At 36.7% G+C, this 19,573-nt stretch carries 22 protein-coding genes and 2 other annotated features; all 22 genes read right to left on the reverse strand.

What is annotated here, in order from left to right:
• Window positions 1-146: 146 nt before the first annotated feature.
• The gene (gene rplL / locus NiCM35_RS23960; protein WP_095333626.1) at window positions 147-506 is read right to left on the reverse strand and encodes a 50S ribosomal protein L7/L12; all 360 of its coding nucleotides are present in this window, start codon (window positions 504-506) and stop codon (window positions 147-149) included.
• 54 nt (window positions 507-560) lie between these two features.
• Entirely contained in the window at window positions 561-1,061 is a 501-nt protein-coding gene (gene rplJ, locus NiCM35_RS23965) for a 50S ribosomal protein L10 (RefSeq protein WP_047943706.1), read from the reverse strand.
• A gap of 32 nt (window positions 1,062-1,093) precedes the next feature.
• Window positions 1,094-1,244, reverse strand: a sequence feature (ribosomal protein L10 leader region).
• A 56-nt stretch (window positions 1,245-1,300) separates the two neighbouring features.
• Window positions 1,301-1,990, reverse strand: a complete 690-nt coding sequence (rplA, locus tag NiCM35_RS23970; RefSeq protein WP_095333624.1) for a 50S ribosomal protein L1 — start codon at window positions 1,988-1,990, stop codon at window positions 1,301-1,303.
• A gap of 114 nt (window positions 1,991-2,104) precedes the next feature.
• Window positions 2,105-2,530, reverse strand: a complete 426-nt coding sequence (gene rplK / locus NiCM35_RS23975; protein WP_031537888.1) for a 50S ribosomal protein L11 — start codon at window positions 2,528-2,530, stop codon at window positions 2,105-2,107.
• A gap of 167 nt (window positions 2,531-2,697) precedes the next feature.
• On the reverse strand, window positions 2,698-3,231 hold the full coding sequence (nusG, locus tag NiCM35_RS23980) for a transcription termination/antitermination protein NusG (protein WP_016204544.1): 534 nt from the start codon (window positions 3,229-3,231) through the stop codon (window positions 2,698-2,700).
• Between the two features lie 171 nt (window positions 3,232-3,402).
• Window positions 3,403-3,585 (reverse strand): preprotein translocase subunit SecE, encoded by a 183-nt coding sequence (secE, locus tag NiCM35_RS23985; RefSeq protein ID WP_047943704.1) that lies wholly within the window; start codon window positions 3,583-3,585, stop codon window positions 3,403-3,405.
• 43 nt (window positions 3,586-3,628) lie between these two features.
• The gene (rpmG, locus tag NiCM35_RS23990; RefSeq protein ID WP_047943703.1) at window positions 3,629-3,772 is read right to left on the reverse strand and encodes a 50S ribosomal protein L33; all 144 of its coding nucleotides are present in this window, start codon (window positions 3,770-3,772) and stop codon (window positions 3,629-3,631) included.
• A gap of 106 nt (window positions 3,773-3,878) precedes the next feature.
• On the reverse strand, window positions 3,879-4,538 hold the full coding sequence (sigH, locus tag NiCM35_RS23995) for an RNA polymerase sporulation sigma factor SigH (RefSeq protein ID WP_095333622.1): 660 nt from the start codon (window positions 4,536-4,538) through the stop codon (window positions 3,879-3,881).
• Window positions 4,539-4,608: 70 nt separating this feature from the next.
• Complete coding sequence (locus NiCM35_RS24000) at window positions 4,609-5,118, reverse strand: NYN domain-containing protein (RefSeq protein WP_047943701.1); 510 nt, start codon at window positions 5,116-5,118, stop codon at window positions 4,609-4,611.
• Window positions 5,119-5,120: 2 nt separating this feature from the next.
• The gene (rlmB, locus tag NiCM35_RS24005) at window positions 5,121-5,864 is read right to left on the reverse strand and encodes a 23S rRNA (guanosine(2251)-2'-O)-methyltransferase RlmB (protein WP_095333620.1); all 744 of its coding nucleotides are present in this window, start codon (window positions 5,862-5,864) and stop codon (window positions 5,121-5,123) included.
• Window positions 5,865-5,875: 11 nt separating this feature from the next.
• Window positions 5,876-6,283, reverse strand: a complete 408-nt coding sequence (locus tag NiCM35_RS24010; protein WP_095333618.1) for a Mini-ribonuclease 3 — start codon at window positions 6,281-6,283, stop codon at window positions 5,876-5,878.
• A 4-nt stretch (window positions 6,284-6,287) separates the two neighbouring features.
• Window positions 6,288-7,688: a cysteine--tRNA ligase gene (cysS, locus tag NiCM35_RS24015; protein WP_095333616.1), complete on the reverse strand. Its 1,401-nt coding sequence runs from the start codon at window positions 7,686-7,688 to the stop codon at window positions 6,288-6,290.
• Window positions 7,688-8,338: a serine O-acetyltransferase gene (gene cysE, locus NiCM35_RS24020; RefSeq protein WP_047943697.1), complete on the reverse strand. Its 651-nt coding sequence runs from the start codon at window positions 8,336-8,338 to the stop codon at window positions 7,688-7,690. The genes cysS and cysE overlap by 1 nt, the downstream gene beginning before the upstream one ends.
• 256 nt (window positions 8,339-8,594) lie before the next feature.
• Window positions 8,595-8,832, reverse strand: a binding site (T-box leader).
• Window positions 8,833-8,874: 42 nt separating this feature from the next.
• Window positions 8,875-10,332 (reverse strand): glutamate--tRNA ligase, encoded by a 1,458-nt coding sequence (gltX, locus tag NiCM35_RS24025; protein WP_433780829.1) that lies wholly within the window; start codon window positions 10,330-10,332, stop codon window positions 8,875-8,877.
• Window positions 10,333-10,428: 96 nt separating this feature from the next.
• Window positions 10,429-10,911 (reverse strand): 2-C-methyl-D-erythritol 2,4-cyclodiphosphate synthase, encoded by a 483-nt coding sequence (gene ispF / locus NiCM35_RS24030; RefSeq protein WP_061800919.1) that lies wholly within the window; start codon window positions 10,909-10,911, stop codon window positions 10,429-10,431.
• Window positions 10,912-10,962: 51 nt separating this feature from the next.
• On the reverse strand, window positions 10,963-11,664 hold the full coding sequence (gene ispD / locus NiCM35_RS24035) for a 2-C-methyl-D-erythritol 4-phosphate cytidylyltransferase (protein WP_095333612.1): 702 nt from the start codon (window positions 11,662-11,664) through the stop codon (window positions 10,963-10,965).
• A gap of 17 nt (window positions 11,665-11,681) precedes the next feature.
• Complete coding sequence (locus NiCM35_RS24040) at window positions 11,682-12,755, reverse strand: PIN/TRAM domain-containing protein (protein ID WP_433780830.1); 1,074 nt, start codon at window positions 12,753-12,755, stop codon at window positions 11,682-11,684.
• Between the two features lie 370 nt (window positions 12,756-13,125).
• Entirely contained in the window at window positions 13,126-14,505 is a 1,380-nt protein-coding gene (gene radA / locus NiCM35_RS24045; protein WP_123260148.1) for a DNA repair protein RadA, read from the reverse strand.
• 139 nt (window positions 14,506-14,644) lie between these two features.
• Entirely contained in the window at window positions 14,645-17,098 is a 2,454-nt protein-coding gene (clpC, locus tag NiCM35_RS24050) for an ATP-dependent protease ATP-binding subunit ClpC (RefSeq protein ID WP_095333605.1), read from the reverse strand.
• Window positions 17,099-17,120: 22 nt separating this feature from the next.
• Window positions 17,121-18,188: a protein-arginine kinase McsB gene (gene mcsB, locus NiCM35_RS24055; protein ID WP_095333603.1), complete on the reverse strand. Its 1,068-nt coding sequence runs from the start codon at window positions 18,186-18,188 to the stop codon at window positions 17,121-17,123.
• A 1-nt stretch (window position 18,189) separates the two neighbouring features.
• Window positions 18,190-18,738: a protein-arginine kinase activator protein McsA gene (gene mcsA / locus NiCM35_RS24060; protein ID WP_095333600.1), complete on the reverse strand. Its 549-nt coding sequence runs from the start codon at window positions 18,736-18,738 to the stop codon at window positions 18,190-18,192.
• Between the two features lie 30 nt (window positions 18,739-18,768).
• Window positions 18,769-19,230 carry a CtsR family transcriptional regulator gene (locus tag NiCM35_RS24065; protein WP_095333598.1) on the reverse strand — a complete coding sequence of 154 codons (462 nt, stop codon included), beginning with the start codon at window positions 19,228-19,230 and terminating at the stop codon, window positions 18,769-18,771.
• Between the last annotated feature and the right edge of the window lie 343 nt (window positions 19,231-19,573).

Below are 19,573 nucleotides of genomic sequence, written 5' to 3' on the forward strand. Positions count from 1 at the left end.
ATTCATAGAACTCCTTAGAAGATAAATTCCCCCAGCAGTTCACATTCACTTCTAACTTGGTAAATTGCGCCTAACTTTTCTTAAGTCCTTCTCACTTTTCAGGAAAAAAAAGCCCGCTAAAATAGCGAGCTTCTTTTCAACTAACATTACTTAACTTCAACGTTAGCTCCAACTTCTTCAAGTTTAGCTTTGATTTCTTCAGCTTCTTCTTTAGAAGCTCCTTCTTTAACTGCTTTTGGAGTGTTGTCAACAAGTTCTTTTGCTTCTTTAAGACCAAGACCTGTGATTTCACGTACAACTTTGATAACTTTGATTTTTTGATCTCCAGCAGATGCAAGAACTACATCAAACTCAGATTTTTCAGCAGCAGCTTCTCCGCCACCTGCAACTACAGCTACAGGAGCAGCAGCAGTTACTCCAAATTCTTCTTCAATTGCTTTTACTAAATCGTTTAATTCTAAAACAGTCATATTTTTAACTGCTTCTAAGATTTGTTCTTTAGACATTATATGTTTCCTCCTTGTTTTTTGGGGTTTTATGATACGTTTCCGTATAAAATATTAAGCGCCTTGTTCTTCTTTTTGATCTGCAACTGCTTTTGTAGCAAGAGCAAGGTTGCGGATTGGTGCTTGAAGAACGCTGAGTAACATAGAAAGTAAACCTTCGCGTGATGGAAGTTCTGCTAGAGCTTTCACTTCTTCAACTGTTGCTAAGTTCCCTTCGATTACTCCCGCTTTAATTTCTAATGCTTCATGGTTTTTAGCGAAGTCATTTAGAATTTTTGCTGGTGCAACAACATCCTCATTACTGAACGCAATAGCGTTTGGACCAGTTAAGGATTCGTTTAAACCTGCTAATTCAACAGATTCTGCAGCACGGCGAGTTAAAGAGTTTTTGAAAACTTTAAACTCGATTCCTGCATCACGAAGTTGTTTACGAAGTTCAGTTACTTCTGAAACAGTCAAACCACGGTAGTCAACAACGATAGTTGATTTACTTGCTTTGAATTTCTCCGCAATATCAGATACTATTTGTTTCTTTTGTTCGATTACGCTGCTCATCTTTACACCTCCTGTAGAATTTCTACATTCATACCGACAAATAAAATCCTCCATATCTATTAGACATGGAGGTGTATACAATAGTCGTTCTCACAACTGATCAAATAATCTATCGTATTACCTCGGCAGGAAATTAAGCTAAAATTTAGCACCTACTGTCTACGGTACAAATGTTATTTATTTTTTCAACAAGATGAAGTATATGCTATCCATCTTGTTTTGTCAAATACCAATTTTTATCAAACAGTAGATGGATCTACTTTTACGCCAGGTCCCATTGTTGAAGTAACAGATACGTTCTTCATGTAAGTACCTTTCGCAGCAGCTGGTTTAGCTTTTGACATTGTGTCAAAGATAGTTTGGAAGTTCTCAACTAGTTTAGCTTCATCGAAAGAAACTTTACCGATTGGAACATGTACGTTACCAGCTTTGTCTACACGGTATTCTACTTTACCAGCTTTGATTTCGTTAACTGCTTTTGTTACATCAAATGTAACTGTACCAGTTTTAGGGTTTGGCATTAAACCTTTAGGTCCTAATACACGACCAAGTTTACCAACTTCACCCATCATATCTGGAGTCGCAACGATTACGTCAAAATCGAACCAACCTTGTTGGATTTTATTTATAAATTCAGCATCGCCTACATAGTCTGCTCCTGCTGCTTCTGCTTCTTTTAATTTTTCACCTTTAGCGAAAACTAAAACGCGTTGAGTTTTACCAGTACCGTTTGGAAGAACTACTGCTCCACGGATTTGTTGGTCTGCTTTCTTAGGATCTACTCCTAGACGGAAAGCAACTTCAACTGATGCATCAAATTTTGTAGTGCTAGTTTTTTTCACTAACTCAATTGCTTCTTGAATTGGGTAAGCTTTAGTACGATCAACAAGTTTGATAGCTTCTAAATACTTCTTACCTTTTTTAGCCATAACTATATTTCCTCCTTGAATTGTGGTTTTAGCGGAATTACCTCCCACGAATAAAGGTTGCGACTAAAGATTCACCGTCGTCACAACCTTAATCAACACTAACCATATATAGGTTTAGTCTTCAATAACAATACCCATGCTGCGGGCAGTACCTTCAACCATGCGCATAGCAGATTCAACACTAGCTGCATTTAGATCAGGCATTTTTGTTTCAGCAATCTCGCGTACTTTATCACGCTTAACAGTTGCTACTTTATTACGATTTGGTTCACCAGAACCAGACTCGATACCAGCTGCTTTTTTAAGTAAAACTGCAGCAGGTGGAGTTTTTGTAATAAATGTAAATGAACGGTCTTCGAAAACCGTAATCTCAACAGGAATGATTAAACCAGCTTGTTCAGCTGTACGAGCGTTAAACTCCTTACAGAATCCCATGATATTTACGCCAGCTTGACCCAATGCAGGACCAACTGGTGGTGCCGGATTCGCTTTAGCTGCTGGGATTTGCAATTTAACAACTTTAATTACTTTTTTAGCCACGAGACACACCTCCTTAAAGTCCGTGATGTGGTAATAGGGGTTTCCCCTCCCACTCAACTTATCGTCTTTATATGAAATAAAGAAATTTGACAATATCTTATCTCTTTATGAGATATACTGACCTATGAAATAGTAACACTTTTTCAATACCATTTCAAGTTTTCTAGTTAAAATTTTTCAATTTGTGTAAAATCGAGCTCCACAGGAGTATCTCTACCAAACATATTTACTAGTACTTTAACCTTTGCTTTATCCTTATCAATTTCCTCAACTGTACCAGTGAAATTAGCAAATGGACCTTCATTTACTTTTACTGTTTCTCCTAATTCAAACTCAATTTCAATTCTTTGTTCCTCTACGCCCATTCTTTTCAGAATTACTTGGACTTCTTCTGGTAAAAGCGGCGTTGGTTTTGATCCAGACCCAGCGGAACCAACGAATCCAGTTACACCAGGGGTATTACGTACGACATACCAAGAATCATCAGTCATAACAATTTCTACCAACACATAACCTGGGAATACTTTTCTTTTTACTACTTTTGTTTTACCGTTTCTGATATCTGTTTCTTCTTCTTCAGGTACAACCACGCGAAAAATTTTATCTTGCATCGCCATTGTTTCTACCCGTTTTTCTAAATTCGCTTTCACCTTATTCTCATATCCAGAGTACGTATGCACTACATACCAGTTTTTTTCCATAAAAGAGGACTACTTCGTCCGTCCCTCCCTGCAACATTATTTTTTTCGTGCTGTTTTTTATAGTATCTGTAAGGAACAAGTCATTTATTTTTCAGCAAATGAAAAAACCCGTTACCGGGCTTTTGTAAATGTTTCCTATCGTTTTACCATTATACCATGAGTAGACAACTGTTATTCAAGTATTAAACGAATAAGTTCGGAAATTCCTAAATCAACAACAGCAAAGAAGATAGCAAAAAAGACAACTGTCACAAGGACTGTGAGTGTATAATTAGTTAACTCCTTTTTTTTCGGCCAGCTAACTTTCTTTAATTCTCTACCAACTTCACGAAAATACTTAACAGCACTTTGCATTTTTGTTACCTCCATCTTTAAGAGCGGGCATTATCCAAAATCATTATTTTGTTTCTTTATGAACAGTATGAGCATTACAATTTTGACAAAATTTCTTTACTTCTAAACGTTCTGTACCATTGTTACTCACAGTAGAATAATTTCTTGACCCACATTTTTCACATGCTAACACAATCTTTTTTCTCATTCCACTTACACCTACTACGTCCTTTATATCTTCTCAAACTGTATCATGGACACGCGTAAGATGTCAATATCAGTAAATATTTGCTATTCCAAAAAAACTTTTACGCTCATAGCGAGAATTCTCTTATTTCTAAATACCGCTCTAATTTTCTTTTCACCCGCTGAAGGGCATTATCAATAGACTTCACATGCCTATTCAATTCCTCAGAAATTTCTTGATAAGATTGACCATCAAGATATAGAGACAATACTTTTCTTTCTAAATCACTCAATAATTCAGACATTTTGATCTCGATGTGATCATATTCTTCCTGATTAATGATCAATTCTTCTGGATCAAGAACCTTTGCTCCAGAGATAATATCCATTAACGTTCGATCAGACTCTTCATCGTAAATGGGCTTGTCCAAAGAAACATAAGAATTTAAAGGAATATGCTTCTGCCTAGTGGCCGTTTTGATAGCAGTAATGATTTGTCTTGTTATACATAATTCAGCAAATGCCTTAAAGGAAGAAAGTTTGTCCTCTTTAAAATCGCGTATTGCCTTATAAAGACCAATCATTCCCTCTTGCACAATATCTTCTTTGTCTGCTCCGATTAAGAAATAGGATCTGGCTTTAGCTCGCACAAAGTTACGATACTTTTGAATTAAATAATCCAAAGCATCACTTTCCCCTTGATGCACCAATTCCACCAACACTTCATCTTCAAGTTCCATATAATTTCCAGTATACTCGTTACTCTTAGTCCAGCTGTCAGTACTCATACAGATCCCCCCGACCGTGCAATCATGGATAAATCCATTATACTCTAGCCTTTTTTTGAGCGTCAACAACTCATTTCTCTCCACGTCGCCATTTTTCGAAAATTTCTTCCACTTCTCTTGAAAGCGGAATCTTTGCAACTGGTTTTTTTTCTTTAATTTTTTTTACTTTTTTTCCGATTTCCTGTTCCATTCCAGCCATCTCTAACAATAATTCTCGTGCTGATTTCCGCAGGGCACCTTGTCCAAAAATAGCCCATTGTTCTGTAAAATCTGAAGTCGCAACATGAATTTGTGTTTTTCTGTTATTTAGTTCAATAGCTAGTTTTTCGATACGCTCATCAGCAGTTTCATTTTCACGGGTAAAAATGACTTCTACCTTGTAATCTTTATATTTTTTCTCTGTGCCTTTTACATAGTATGCATCAAAAACAACCATTACTCTGTATCCGGAATAGCCTTGATATTCTGCCATTTTTGCTACTAAAGCATCCCTTGCTGCTGCAAGATCTCTATTCTTTAAAGCATTTAGTTCTGGCCAAGCACCAATAATGTTATAGCCGTCAACAATAAGAATATCCATTATTATCCCTCAAGTGGATGGCGTTTCCGATATACCTCATACATTAAAAGTGCCGCTGCAACAGAAGCATTTAAAGACGTAACAGCTCCAGCCATCGGTAAATGAATAAGAAAATCGCATTTTTCCTTAATCAATCTTCCCATGCCTTTTCCTTCACTGCCAATCACTAATCCTAATGGTATCGTTCCATCAAATTTGCGATAATCTTCACTTCCTTTTGCATCCGTTCCCGCAATCCATATTCCTCTCGTTTTAAGCTCCTCTATCGTCCTTGCCATATTTGTTACTCGCACAACGGGAATATGCTCGATAGCACCAGTAGATGCCTTTGCAACTGTAGCCGTTAACCCAACTGCTCTTCTCCGTGGAATAATAATCCCATGAGCACCTACCGCATCAGCCGTTCTCATGATGGATCCTAAGTTATGAGGATCCTCAATTTCATCAAGCAACAAGAAAAAAGGTGTTTCCTGCTTCTTTTCTGCAAGTGCAAATAAATCATCTATTTCAGCATATTGATAGGCGGCAACTTGCGCTACTACACCTTGGTGATTCGCGTCTACTAAGCTATCCAATTTCTTTTTAGGAACAAACTGAACAAGCACATTTGCCTGTTTAGCCAAACCAATTACTGTTTGCATTTGGCCTTTTTGGGAACCTTCCGCAATAAGTATTTTATTTACATCTCTTTCTGATTTTAACGCTTCAATAACTGCATTTTTTCCAACAATAAAGTCACTTGACACTTTTGCTCCTCCTATTTGCTTTCAATGATAGAAAAAGCAGCTTTGATTATTTCCTCAAGTCGCTCTTCTCGCTTCGCTAAATATAAATAACCTAAAACTGCTTCAAAACCAGTACTATATCGGTAGGTTTGTACATCGGTATTTTTAGGAATAGTGCCTGATTTCGCATTTCGCCCTCGCTTTAATACCGCAATCTCTTCTTCAGAAAAAAATCCTTTTTCTAAAAGACTATGCACTACCTTTGCCTGTCCTTTTGCCGAAACATATTTTGTTGCTTCTCGATGAAGCTGATTAGGCTTCACCTTCCCGCTATACAACAAATGTCTTCTTACATATATTTCAAGAACAGCATCGCCCATATAAGCAAGGGCAAGGCTGTTCAGTTGTTTTTCATCCACTTTTTTATCATAGAGGAGCATCTTTTTACCCTCTTTTCCATCGTATACCTTGTGCGGTGTCTTCTAAAATGATGTTCATTGCTTTTAATTGATCTCTAATTTGATCAGCAAGCACAAAGTCTCTATCCTTTCTAGCTTGCGTTCTTTTTTCTATTAGCGCCTCGATTTCTTCATCTAATAATTCCTCATTCGCAGATAAAGATAACCCAAGCACTGTAAATAATTCTTCAAACTCATTCATAAAAGCATGAATAACAGCAGGAGAGGTTGTTTTTTCAAGCAGGTAATAATTTGCTTGCTTCGATAATTCAAAAAGAACAGAAATACCATTCGCTGTGTTAAAATCATCATCCATACTATCAACGAATTGTTTTCGAAGATCGGCAATTTTTGCAATCCATTCCTGATTGGTATCTGTAAGATCCGTACTCGCGATACTGCGATGTTTTAAATTTTCATAAGAAGTTCTGATTCTCTCTAACCCTGCTCTCGTATTTTCCAATACTTCTTCACTATAGTTAATTGGATTACGATAATGTACAGAAAGCATAAAGAATCTTAACACTTGTGGATCATGAATCTTAATAATATCGTTTACAGTGATAAAATTCCCTAGGGATTTAGACATCTTTTCATTATCAATATTAATATAACCATTATGCATCCAATAATTAGCAAAGGTCTTACCTGTTAATGCTTCTGACTGGGCAATTTCATTCTCATGATGCGGAAATGCTAAGTCCTGCCCACCTGCATGGATATCAATTGTATCACCTAAATATTTACGCACCATCGCAGAGCATTCAATATGCCAGCCTGGACGCCCATTCCCCCAAGGACTCTCCCAGAAAATTTCGCCTTCTTTCGCCTTCTTCCATAGGGCAAAATCTAATGAATCTTGTTTCTTCTCCCCAACTGCAATTCTTGCACCTGAACGAAGTTCATCAATAGATTGATGAGAAAGCTTTCCATATCCATCAAAGGCTCTAGTGTGATAATACACATCTCCTTCTGACTCATAAGCAAACCCTTTATCTATTAATGCTGCAATAAAATCGATAATAATATCCATATTTTCTGTTACACGCGGATGAGAATCAGCTTTTTTGCAGCCTAACGCAGAAACATCTTCAAAATATGCGTCAATAAAGCGGTCAGCAATAACCGGCACCGTTTCTCCAAGCTCATTTGCCGCTTTTATTAACTTATCATCGACATCGGTAAAATTCGATACGAATTGTACATCGTATCCACGAAACTCTAGATAACGTCGCACAGTATCAAAGACAATTGCTGGTCGAGCATTTCCTATATGGATATAGTTGTAGACAGTCGGTCCACATACATACATTTTTACCTTTCCCTCTTCTAGCGGAACAAAATCCTCCTTTGCTCGTGTTAATGTGTTATATATTTGAATAGGCATTACTTATAACTCCTTTCTTCCTGTAATTCTTTTAGTTGTTCTCTTAAATAGCTAATTTCCAATTCCATTTCTTTCAGTCGATCCGCAATTGGATCTGGTAAATCACAATGATTTAAGTCTTTCTTTATTTTAATACCATCTTGTACTTTAACTCTTCCTGGAATACCTACTACTGTCGAATTTGCAGGAACATCTTTTAACACTACTGATCCTGCACCAATTTTGGCATTTTCTCCAATTACAATAGATCCTAATACTTTTGCACCAGAGGCAATAAGAGCATTATCTTTAACGGTTGGATGCCTTTTCCCTTTTTCTTTTCCCGTTCCCCCAAGCGTTACTCCCTGAAAAATAGTGACATTATCCCCTATCTCACAGGTTTCCCCTATCACTACACCCATACCATGATCAATGAATAGACGATTGCCGATCTTTGCTCCGGGATGTATTTCCACCCCTGTCATAAAGCGGCTAAATTGCGAGATAACTCTTGCTAAGAAAAAACGATTATGCCTAAAAAAGAAATGAGCAATTCTGTGAAACCATATAGCATGCAACCCAGAATAAGTTAAAATAACTTCTATCGAGCTCCTTGCAGCAGGATCTTGTTCAAACACTACAGCAATATCCTCTTTCATGCGCCGAAACATACAAATCTCCCCCCTGTTTTGCAACTATAATGCAGCTATCTAGCAATCATCACTCTCGTAAAAGATGTCATTTCCTTTACCATTGTTTCCCTTTAAACGTCTATATATCTTATATACAAGAAAACCATTTTAATCCCTATTTTTTACTACTTCATTTCAATCCCATAACTCCCACTAAAAAAGTAAAACTATTACATTCTCTTTCCTTGATGCCACTGAAGCTTTTTATCCATATAAAAAGCGTCTCTGTCTAAAAGACAGAGACGCTTATTTAGGCGCGGTTCCACTCTGTTTAGATTACTGCTTTTAAGCAATAATCTCCACTCATCCCTGTTAACGGATAGGTTCCGCCTCTATCTACTAAATAAATTCTTTTTCGATACAGGACTCTGAGGCGCACTTCAAAAAAGAGGTTACTTGAATCACTTTCAGCCGGGTGATGATTCTCTCTAATAAGCTTCTCCTTTTTTACTTTTCCTCATCTTCGTTTTTTCTATATAGCTTTCCTACTACTATATTATATTTTCTCCAAAATGTTAACTAATTAATGCTGTTAATCGCGCATCAATTTTTTCTTTACCTAATAGTTCGATCGCCTTTGGTAAATCAGGACCATGTGTTTGACCTGTTGTAGCCACGCGAATCGGCATAAATAAGTTTTTGCCCTTTTGACCAGTAGCTTTTTGAACCACTTTAACAGCGGCTTTAATTTGCTCGGCACTCCACTCTGGCATTTCAGCTAATGCTTCTTTAAATGCTTGGACTACAGTCGGAACATGTTCACCAGCTAAAACCTCTTTTGCCTCTTCATCATATTGGACTTCATCACTGAAGAATAACGTAGATAAGTTTACAATATCAGCTCCGCAGCTCATTTGCTCTTGATATAAACCAACCAGATTATTTACCCATGCCTCTTCATCAGCTGAGCGATTTTCACTTACTAAGCCTACTTTCTCTAAATGAGGAACAGCTAGACGAACAACTGTTTCTAAATCTGCCTTTTTGATATATTGATTATTCATCCACGCTAATTTATTTTGATCAAATAACGCAGGAGACTTAGACAATCTTGCTGGATCAAAGATGCGAATAAATTCTTCTATAGTGAATAATTCCTCTTCTCCCTCTGGAGACCACCCTAATAAAGCAATGAAATTGAACAATGCTTCAGGTAAATAGCCTAATTCTTCATATTGCTCAATAAATTGAATAATGGATTCATCCCGCTTACTCAATTTCTTTCTGCTTTCATTAACGATTAAAGTCATATGTCCAAAGATAGGTCTGTCCCAACCTAGTGCATCATAGATCATTAATTGTTTTGGTGTATTGGTAATATGATCATCTCCACGCAATACATGTGTGATATCCATCAAATGATCATCAATTGCTACTGCAAAATTATAGGTTGGAGTACCATCCTTTTTCACAATAACATAATCGCCAATTGTTGCTGATTCGAACGAAACGTCCCCTTTTACCATATCATTAAATTCATATACAACATTTTCAGGAACACGAATTCGAATACTCGGCTGTCTTCCTTCCGCTTCTAATGCCGCTTGCTGTTCCTTTGTTAAATGACGACATTTGCCAGAGTACTTAGGTGTTTCCCCTCTACTTACTTGGTCTTCTCTTTCTGCTTCAATTTCCTCTTCTGTACAGTAACACTTATAAGCAAGTCCCTTTTCCAGCAATTCTGTGTAGTACTTCTTATAGATGTCATTTCTTTCAGATTGACGATACGGACCATATTCTCCACCAACATCCGTACTTTCATCCCAATCCATTCCAAGCCATTTTAAATATTTTAATTGGCTTTCTTCTCCACCCTCAATATTCCTTTTTTTGTCCGTATCTTCAATACGAATAATAAATTTCCCGCCTTGACTACGTGCAAATAAATAATTAAATAACGCTGTACGCGCATTCCCTATATGCAAATGCCCTGTTGGACTTGGAGCATAACGAACACGAATTTCGTTAGACATGCTTGTGCCTCCTTGATTACTTACGCTTTTTTCTAATCTATTCTATCACTTTGCTTTTTCCTTTAAAAGGTGTTCGCCTCTATAATTGGTTATCAATTATACATTTCTTTTTTGGAGCAATACAACTGCTTGGGAAGCAATCCCTTCCCCTCTTCCGGTAAATCCCAATTTCTCTGTGGTTGTTGCTTTCACATTAATATTATCTTGTTCTGTCTCCAGCAATTCTGCAATTCTCGCTTGCATTGCTTGAATATGTGGCGCCATTTTCGGCTGTTGAGCCATTATCGTACAATCAGCATTCACTAATTCATAACCCTTTTCCTTTACTATTTGCCATACATGCTGCAATAATTTTGCAGAATCAGCATCTTTAAAGGCTTCATCTGTATCAGGAAAATGTTTTCCGATATCCCCTTCACCAATAGCACCTAAACAAGCGTCAGCAATCGTATGTAGTAAAACATCTGCATCAGAGTGTCCTAGTAGACCCTTTTCATATGGTATCTCTATCCCTCCGATAATCAGGGGCCTTCCGCTTACTAATTGATGAACATCAAACCCTTGGCCTATGCGAAACATCTATAACTCCTCCATTCTATTTTGCTTGTATTAAAACTTCTCAAAGCTCATCTATTTACTTTCTGCTATATTTTCTTTTCGCTTTGCCACAATTGCTTCGGCAAAGTATAAATCTTCTGGTGTCGTTAATTTAATATTGTCATAGTTTCCTTCTACGATTTGAACAGCTTGTCCTAATCGCTCCACCAAACTAGCATCATCTGTACCTATATATGTATCGAGAATCGCCTTTTCATGTGCTTCTTTTAAAATAGAAACGCGAAAAGCTTGTGGGGTCTGAATCGCCCACAAGCTTGAACGCTCAACTGTTTCCACTACCAAATCACCATCAACTTTTTTGATCGTATCTTTAATTGGTACTGCTAAAACAGCTGCGCCGCTTTCTACTGCAACCTTTGTTAATCTAGCTATTTGCTCTGTTTGAATAAAAGGTCTCGCCGCATCATGAACAAGAACAATTGTATCATCCGATATTTCCTTTACTGCATGGTAAACACTATGCTGTCTTTCTGTACCACCCTCAATAAGAGCAATAACCTTTGTAATTGCATATTTTTTTACTAGTTCATTCATTTCTTTTTTATCATCTGAACTAACTACCAACCAAATTCCATTACAGTTTGGATCATTTTCGAAAACAATTAAGGTATGAATAAATACTGGTAAACTGTCTAGCTCAAGAAATAATTTGTTTTTTCCTAGTCCCATTCGTTTCCCTTGTCCTGCTGCCGGAATAATGACTTCATAAGTCATATAACTAACCCCTATTCTTACAATGCTTTTTCTAATAATTTTGGTTTTGCAAAGATCATTCGACCTGCAGATGTTTGCAATACACTCGTTACAAGAACATCTATATGTTTTCCAATATAATTGCGACCTTCTTCTACTACAATCATCGTGCCATCATCTAGATAGGCAACACCTTGATTATGTTCTTTTCCATCTTTAATAATTTGTATTTTCATCTCTTCCCCTGGAAGAACTACTGGCTTTACTGCATTTGCCAAATCATTAATATTGAGAACAGCAACCTTCTGCAGTTCACAAACTTTATTTAAATTAAAATCATTTGTTACAACAACACCATTTGTTAATTTAGCTAATTTGACTAGTTTACTATCTACTTCAGTGATATCTTCAAAATCACCTTCGTAAATTTCCACTTTAATCGCTAATTCCTTTTGAATTCGATTTAGAATATCTAGCCCTCTTCGTCCACGATTACGTTTTAGCGCATCGGATGAATCTGCTATATGCTGAAGTTCTCCCAGCACAAATTGCGGAATAACAATTGTGCCCTCCAGGAAGCCCGTTTGACAAATATCAGCTATTCTTCCATCAATAATAACACTAGTATCCAATATTTTTAAATTACTTTTCTCAACTTTTGTGGATTCCTCTTCCACTACCTTCTTCTTTCTAGCTGTGAAGAGTGTTAATAGCTCATCTCTCTTTTTAAACCCAACTTGAAAGCCTAAATACCCAAAAAGTAATGATAAAAGGATTGGAGCGACAGTATTAAGCACAGGAACAGACGTTAATGCATAGCCTACTAAAAAGGCTAAAGTTAACCCAAATCCTATTCCAAGACTACCGAAAATTATATCCGTAATCGGAGCCTTTACAATTGATTCTTCTAAAAACTTAATAAAGTTAACAATATAATCAATCGCCCAAAAAGTAATAAGATAAAAAATAATGGCACCAAGTATTGCAGACACATATGCGTTATTAATAAGATCATGATCGATAGACATTACTGAGAATAAATCAGGAATAAATAAAAACCCGATTGTTCCTCCAATAATTAAAAAACAAACTTGAACAATGCGTTTTAACAATACTTCCACCTCCTCTTTCACATTATAAACAAATTCCCAGTTTTGAAACCTAATATTACAGGAATTTTTTATTTGTAATGAAAAAGTTATTTTTATAGATATGATGACTATGTCATATACTAATGTTAAAAATGCCCTTTTCCATTGCTCGGGAAATAATGACCAACTATTTATATTTAATAGAAACATTTATAATAGCTCAGAAAAACCCTTAAACCCTTACAAAAATGGAAATATAACACAGACAAAGAGATAAATACCTATTTAATTTATAAAACTAGATTAGCATTAAAAATAAACGCAAGTCAAATAATTAAATATTACATTTTAACACAACTAAAAATTCACATCAATGTATTTTTTCGAAAAACTAATCGCTTAAAGCCGCTTTTAAAGCATCCGCAACCGTATGAACGCCAACGACCTCTAAGCCTTTTGGAGCCTTCAAACCACTTAAATTATTAGCTGGAATAATAACACGCTCAAAACCTAATTTAGCAGCCTCCTGCACCCTTTGCTCAATACGGGATACTCTTCTAACTTCTCCAGTTAAGCCAACTTCCCCAATAATACAGTCAGTTGCTCTTGTTGGTTTATCTCTAAAACTCGAGGCAATGCTTACAGCGATCGCCAAATCTATAGCAGGCTCGTCAAGTTTTACACCACCAGCTACTTTTAAATAGGCATCCTGATTCTGGAGTAACATTCCAACTCTTTTTTCTAATACCGCCATTAACAACGGCACTCTATTATGATCTATGCCCGTTGCCATCCTTCGTGGATTCCCAAAACTAGTCGGTGAAATCAATGCTTGGATTTCAACCAGAACCGGTCTTGTTCCTTCCATTGATGCTACAACAGTGGAGCCAGCGGCACCCTGTGATCGCTCTTCTAAGAAAATTTCAGAGGGATTCTCTACCTCTTCCAGTCCAAATTCCTTCATCTCAAAAATACCCATCTCATTAGTAGAGCCAAAACGGTTCTTTACAGCGCGTAAAATACGATATGTATGATGTCTTTCTCCTTCAAAATACAATACAGTATCAACCATATGCTCCAGTAATCTTGGTCCTGCAATCGATCCTTCCTTTGTGACATGTCCTACAATGAAGATTGCTATTCCTTTGGTTTTTCCTATCCGCATTAATTCTGCTGTACATTCTCTAACTTGAGAAACACTTCCTGGAGCAGAGGTGACCTCCGGATGATAGATGGTCTGAATCGAATCAATAACCACAAATTCCACATTCGTATTTTCAATGGTTCTACTTATTTCCTCTAGATTGGTTTCTGAATAGACGAGCAAATGATCAGAAACTACCCCCAATCTGTCTGCTCTTAACTTTGTTTGCTTTTGCGATTCTTCTCCTGAAACATATAAGACAGAATGTTTCTTATGTGCTAACTGCGAGGATACTTGTAAAAGAAGCGTTGATTTACCAATTCCGGGATCTCCACCTATTAATACAAGAGAACCACGCACAACTCCTCCACCAAGAACACGGTTTAACTCCATTAAGTCGGTATATATTCTGGGCTCATTAACCGTTTCAATGCTTGTTATAGGAATAGGCTTTGCAGCAACCGTAGTGGCTGCAGAATGAGCAAACGCACCTTTTCTTTGAACAGCACTCTTCTCTACTTCTTCCACCATTGTATTCCAATTTCCACAACCAGGACATTTCCCCATCCATTTTGCTGATTCATATCCACATTCCTGGCAAAGAAATTTTGTTTTTCTTTTGGCCATATTCAGCCTCCTTCCCCTTTTATTACTAACATCTCCAACCCAAATAATAGATATTAATTTTTTTCTATTTTTATCTTAAATAAAGAAAGGACACACGTAAAGCTGTAATACGTGTGTCACCTTATAAATGTTCTAGGTATTATTTTTGTAGGTTTACTGCTGGCTCTGCACCGTTCACCTTCACAGTAAACTCACCATTTTCGACATCCAATTCAATTTGTTGACCAGTTAATACTGTTCCCTTTAGAAGTTCTTCAGATAATCGATCTTCTATATGCTTTTGTATTGCACGACGAAGTGGTCTCGCTCCATACTCTGGATCATAGCCTTCTTCCGCAATTTTTTCTTTGGCCGCTTCTGTGATACTCAATTGAATATCCTGTTCTGATAGACGTTTAACTAACTGATCTGCCATTAAAGTAACAATTTCTTTTAAATGCTTCTTCTCTAATGCATGGAAAACAATTGTTTCATCGATACGGTTTAAGAACTCTGGACGGAATGCTCTTTTCAGCTCTTCCATTACTTTGCCCTTCATATCTTTATAATCTTGATCTCCATCTTGCACATTAAAACCAACATATTTATTTTGTTTTAATGCAGAAGCTCCAACGTTGGAAGTCATAATTAACACTGTGTTTCGGAAATCAACCGTTCTTCCTTTCGAATCTGTTAAGCGACCATCCTCCAGCACTTGAAGTAAAATATTAAATACATCGGGATGCGCTTTTTCAATTTCATCTAAAAGAACAACAGAATATGGCTTTCTTCTAACCTTCTCTGTCAATTGTCCGCCTTCTTCATATCCTACATAACCAGGAGGAGATCCTACCAATCTAGAAGTAGAATGCTTCTCCATATATTCAGACATATCAATACGGATCATGGCATCTTCATCACCAAACATGGACTCTGCCAGTGCCCGAGCAAGTTCGGTCTTCCCTACTCCAGTAGGGCCAAGGAAAATAAAGGAACCTATTGGTCTCTTTGGATCTTTCAAGCCAGCTCTTGCGCGTCTTACAGCTTTAGAAATAGCAATAACGGCTTCTTCTTGACCAATTACGCGATTATGAAGAATATTTTCCATGTTCAGTAATTTATCGGTTTCTGTTTGTGCAAGCTTAGATACAGGAATTCCAGTCCAGCTAGATACTACACTTGCAATATCTTCTACTGTCACCTCTGTATTTTCTTGTCCTTGCTTCTCTTTCCAATTTTTCTTCGTTTCTTCTAACTGTTCTCTCAATCTTTGTTCTGTATCTCGTAAAGATGCAGCTTTTTCGAATTCTTGACTTTGCACAGAAGCATCCTTCTCTTTACGTACTTCTTCTAACTTGACTTCTAACTCTTTCAAGTTAGGTGGAGTTGTATAAGATCTTAAACGAACCTTAGAACCAGCTTCGTCAATTAAGTCAATTGCTTTATCTGGTAAGAAACGATCTGAAATATAGCGATCAGATAATTTTACAGCTGCTTCAATTGCATCGTCTGTAATTGATACACGATGGTGCGCCTCATAACGGTCTCTTAAGCCTTTTAAAATTTGAATAGATTCATCACTAGTAGGCTCATCAACCGTGATCGGCTGGAATCTTCTTTCTAATGCTGCATCTTTTTCAATATATTTACGATATTCATCTAGTGTTGTGGCACCAATACATTGAAGCTCTCCTCTAGCTAAGGATGGCTTTAGAATATTAGATGCATCAATAGCACCTTCTGCACCACCTGCACCGATTAATGTATGCAGCTCATCAATGAAGAGAATGATATTACCAGCTTGGCGAATTTCATCCATCACCTTTTTCAAGCGATCTTCAAATTCACCACGGTATTTCGTACCAGCAACAACTGTTCCCATATCTAATGTCATTACACGTTTATCTCTCAAAATTTCTGGAACTTCATTTTGAACAATTTGTTGTGCAAGACCTTCCGCAATAGCAGTTTTACCAACACCAGGTTCCCCTATTAATACAGGATTATTTTTTGTCCGTCTGCTTAATACTTCAATAACACGTTGGATTTCTTTGCTTCTCCCTATAACTGGATCAAGGCTTCCTTCTCTTGCAATAGCAGTTAAATCTCTAGCTAAGCTATCAAGCGTTGGTGTATTAGCACTAGCAGCAGAGCCACCGGGATGGTTTCCTGATTCACTACTACCAAGCAACTGGAGGACTTGTTGACGCGCTTTATTTAGGCTTACACCTAGATTATTTAATACTCTAGCAGCTACCCCTTCGCCTTCTCTAATTAAGCCTAAAAGAATATGCTCTGTTCCCACATAAGAATGACCTAATTTTCTTGCTTCATCCATGGATAGTTCGATCACTTTTTTAGCTCTGGGTGTATAATGTGGTACGGTTTGTGTTGTATCTTGACCACGACCAATCAAGTTTTCTACTTCCTCTTGGATTTTTTCAGCACCTAATCCAAGTGCTTGTAACGCCTTTGCAGCAATTCCTTCTCCTTCACGGACTAATCCTAATAAGATATGCTCTGTACCAATATTATTGTGACCTAATCGAATTGCTTCTTCCTGGGAAAGTGCTAATACTTTCTGCGCTCTTTCTGTAAATCGGCCAAACATCATACTTTCATCCTCCTTAGAATCTCTATTCAGTTTCCAATTTTAATCTTTCTCTTATTAAGACTGCACGACGAATATCGCGTTCATTTGGATTCATCTCTTCTCCAGCATATAGTTGTAGAAACCCCGGCTGGGTAAGAATCATTAATTCATTAAGGATGCTTTTCGATATATTTTTTATATATCCCATATCAATTCCTAACCGAACATCGGATAGACATTTAGCTGCTTCCTTTGTTTCCATAATACGACTATTACACAGTATTCCGTATGAACGAAAAACCCTATCTTCTAATTGTATGTTTGAGGTTTGCGCTAATGCATTCCTTGCTTCTTTTTCTTGCTCAATTAATTGAGTAACAACGCTTTTTAGTTCCTCGATGATGTCCTTTTCTGATCTTCCTAGTGTTATCTGATTAGAAATTTGAAAAATATTTCCGAGGGCTTCGCTGCCTTCTCCATATATTCCTCTAACTACTAAGCCAAGCTGTTGAATCGCCGGAATGATTCGGTTCATTTGCTGGGTTAATACCATTCCCGGTAGATGCATCATAACAGAAGCTCTTAATCCTGTTCCGATATTAGTTGGACAGCTTGTCAGATATCCCATTTCTACATGGTAAGCATAATTGACCTTTTTTTCTAATAAATCATCAATTGTATTAGCTTCTTTAATCGCTTCTTCTATTTGAAGACCAGGCTTTATACACTGTATACGAATATGGTCTTCCTCATTAATCATAATACTTACTTCTTCATCCTCTGATAAGATTGCTGCACCATTAGGAGATTGTTCTGCCAGCTGAGGACTAATTAAATGTTTCTCTACAAGGACTCTTTTTTCCAATGTATTTAAATTATTCATTGCAAGAAGTTCCAATTGACCAAAGGGTTGATTGGACTCATTTATGATTGCACCCTCAACCTGTTGAATCACATTCTCAGCTTCTTCTTTTGAAAATAATAGAGGAAATTTCACACCCTCTATATTCCTTGCTAATCGGATTCGAGAGGTAAGAACAATTTCAGAGTCGGGACCATCGGAACACATCCATGAAGTTCGTGCTTTACTTATAAATTTTTCTAAAGACACGTTACTCCCCTCCCTCAGTAAAAGAAGTTAACTGCTTTTCTTTATCTTTTATTTCATCTCGAATGATTGCAGCCTTTTCAAATTCTTCGTTGTTTATTAGTTCTTTCAACTCTATTCGCAACTGCTCAATTTCCTTTTTAATGAGAAAATGCCCTCCAATGCGCTCTGGGATTTTTCCTTTGTGCTCAATATTCCCACCATGGAGACGCTTTATAAATGGCAGCAGCTGGTCTTTAAATGTATCGTAGCAATGAGGACAACCTAGTTTACCTAATTTCCTGAATTGAGAAAATGTCATATTACATTCTTTGCACTGTAACGGCTGCTGTCTCTTATACGTATCTTCTGTGATATGTTGAAAACTTGGCTCTATATTTAATAACCCAGCTAATAAACTATTCAAAGATAAACCAGATGAGCCATTCGTCATAAATATATCACCATTTTCCTTTGCACAATGCTCACACAGATGAAACTCTGTTATTTTGCCATTGATATTCTTAGAAAAATGTAAAGTAGCTGGTCTTTGATTACATTCAGAACACATCATAATCTTCACCTCAATTTATACACAGGGATATTATTTATATTTTAATGAAGTTAACATCGCCTTTAATAATCTTGCTCTTAATTCATCTCTATATGGTAATTCTAAATATAATACAGAACGATCAATTACGCTTAACATTATCTTCGCTTCTCGCTTACTGATAACATCTTCTTCTACTAATCGAAGAATTAAATCTTCTGCACTATTTTGAGGTATCCGACTTTGAATAAGGGATAGTAATTGGTCAATTAAATGGGCATGATCATATGTTTGGACTTTCATAATTCGAATAAAACCACCGCCACCACGTTTACTTTCCACCACATACCCTTTTTCTATCGTAAAACGGGTATTAATTACATAATTAATTTGTGATGGTACGCACTCAAACTTATCAGCGATTTCACTTCGTTTTATTTCTACTAATGATTTTTCGCTCATTTCTAATACTTCTTTTAAGTAATTCTCAATTATATCCGAAATATTTCTCACCAAGCCTCCCCCTTCTGACTTTGACTATATTTGACTATAATTATACACGATAAAAATATTATTTAGCAAGGAAGACGTTTTATTAATTTTCCCATTTTTTAGTTATTCCAAACCTGCTATCGTTATTCTTTCATGGAAGGAAAGGATATGTTTAAAGATTATATTAACTATAGTCTGATTTATTGCAATTTTCAAGTTTAAGAATTTATGTAATGTATATCTTTTAATGTATTAAAAAAGAAGGAGTTTTTTGCATAGTATGGGGAATTGGCAGAAAGTTATTTATCGATAAAAAAACAATAAAAAAAGCCCTAAAAGCTAAATGCTTTTAGAACTTTTTGAC

This window comes from Niallia sp. M35 (genome assembly GCF_050971705.1).
Lineage (GTDB): Bacteria > Bacillota > Bacilli > Bacillales > Cytobacillaceae > Niallia > Niallia circulans_A.

Excerpts from the sequence above, each read along its gene's own strand:
- mcsA (WP_095333600.1), bottom strand. The coding sequence starts at position 18,738 with ATGATGTGTTCTGAATGTAATCAAAGACCAGCTACTTTACATTTTTCT.
- rplJ (WP_047943706.1), bottom strand. The coding sequence starts at position 1,061 with ATGAGCAGCGTAATCGAACAAAAGAAACAAATAGTATCTGATATTGCG.
- rpmG (WP_047943703.1), bottom strand. The coding sequence starts at position 3,772 with ATGAGAAAAAAGATTGTGTTAGCATGTGAAAAATGTGGGTCAAGAAAT.
- rplL (WP_095333626.1), bottom strand. The coding sequence starts at position 506 with ATGTCTAAAGAACAAATCTTAGAAGCAGTTAAAAATATGACTGTTTTA.
- nusG (WP_016204544.1), bottom strand. The coding sequence starts at position 3,231 with ATGGAAAAAAACTGGTATGTAGTGCATACGTACTCTGGATATGAGAAT.
- cysE (WP_047943697.1), bottom strand. The coding sequence starts at position 8,338 with ATGTTTCGGCGCATGAAAGAGGATATTGCTGTAGTGTTTGAACAAGAT.
- ispD (WP_095333612.1), bottom strand. The coding sequence starts at position 11,664 with ATGACTTATGAAGTCATTATTCCGGCAGCAGGACAAGGGAAACGAATG.
- clpC (WP_095333605.1), bottom strand. The coding sequence starts at position 17,098 with ATGATGTTTGGCCGATTTACAGAAAGAGCGCAGAAAGTATTAGCACTT.
- secE (WP_047943704.1), bottom strand. The coding sequence starts at position 3,585 with ATGCAAAGTGCTGTTAAGTATTTTCGTGAAGTTGGTAGAGAATTAAAG.
- ispF (WP_061800919.1), bottom strand. The coding sequence starts at position 10,911 with ATGTTTCGCATAGGCCAAGGGTTTGATGTTCATCAATTAGTAAGCGGA.
- sigH (WP_095333622.1), bottom strand. The coding sequence starts at position 4,538 with ATGAGTACTGACAGCTGGACTAAGAGTAACGAGTATACTGGAAATTAT.
- rplA (WP_095333624.1), bottom strand. The coding sequence starts at position 1,990 with ATGGCTAAAAAAGGTAAGAAGTATTTAGAAGCTATCAAACTTGTTGAT.
- NiCM35_RS24010 (WP_095333618.1), bottom strand. The coding sequence starts at position 6,283 with ATGCTCCTCTATGATAAAAAAGTGGATGAAAAACAACTGAACAGCCTT.
- cysS (WP_095333616.1), bottom strand. The coding sequence starts at position 7,688 with ATGCCTATTCAAATATATAACACATTAACACGAGCAAAGGAGGATTTT.
- NiCM35_RS24000 (WP_047943701.1), bottom strand. The coding sequence starts at position 5,118 with ATGGATATTCTTATTGTTGACGGCTATAACATTATTGGTGCTTGGCCA.
- gltX (WP_433780829.1), bottom strand. The coding sequence starts at position 10,332 with ATGTCTAACGAAATTCGTGTTCGTTATGCTCCAAGTCCAACAGGGCAT.
- radA (WP_123260148.1), bottom strand. The coding sequence starts at position 14,505 with ATGGCCAAAAGAAAAACAAAATTTCTTTGCCAGGAATGTGGATATGAA.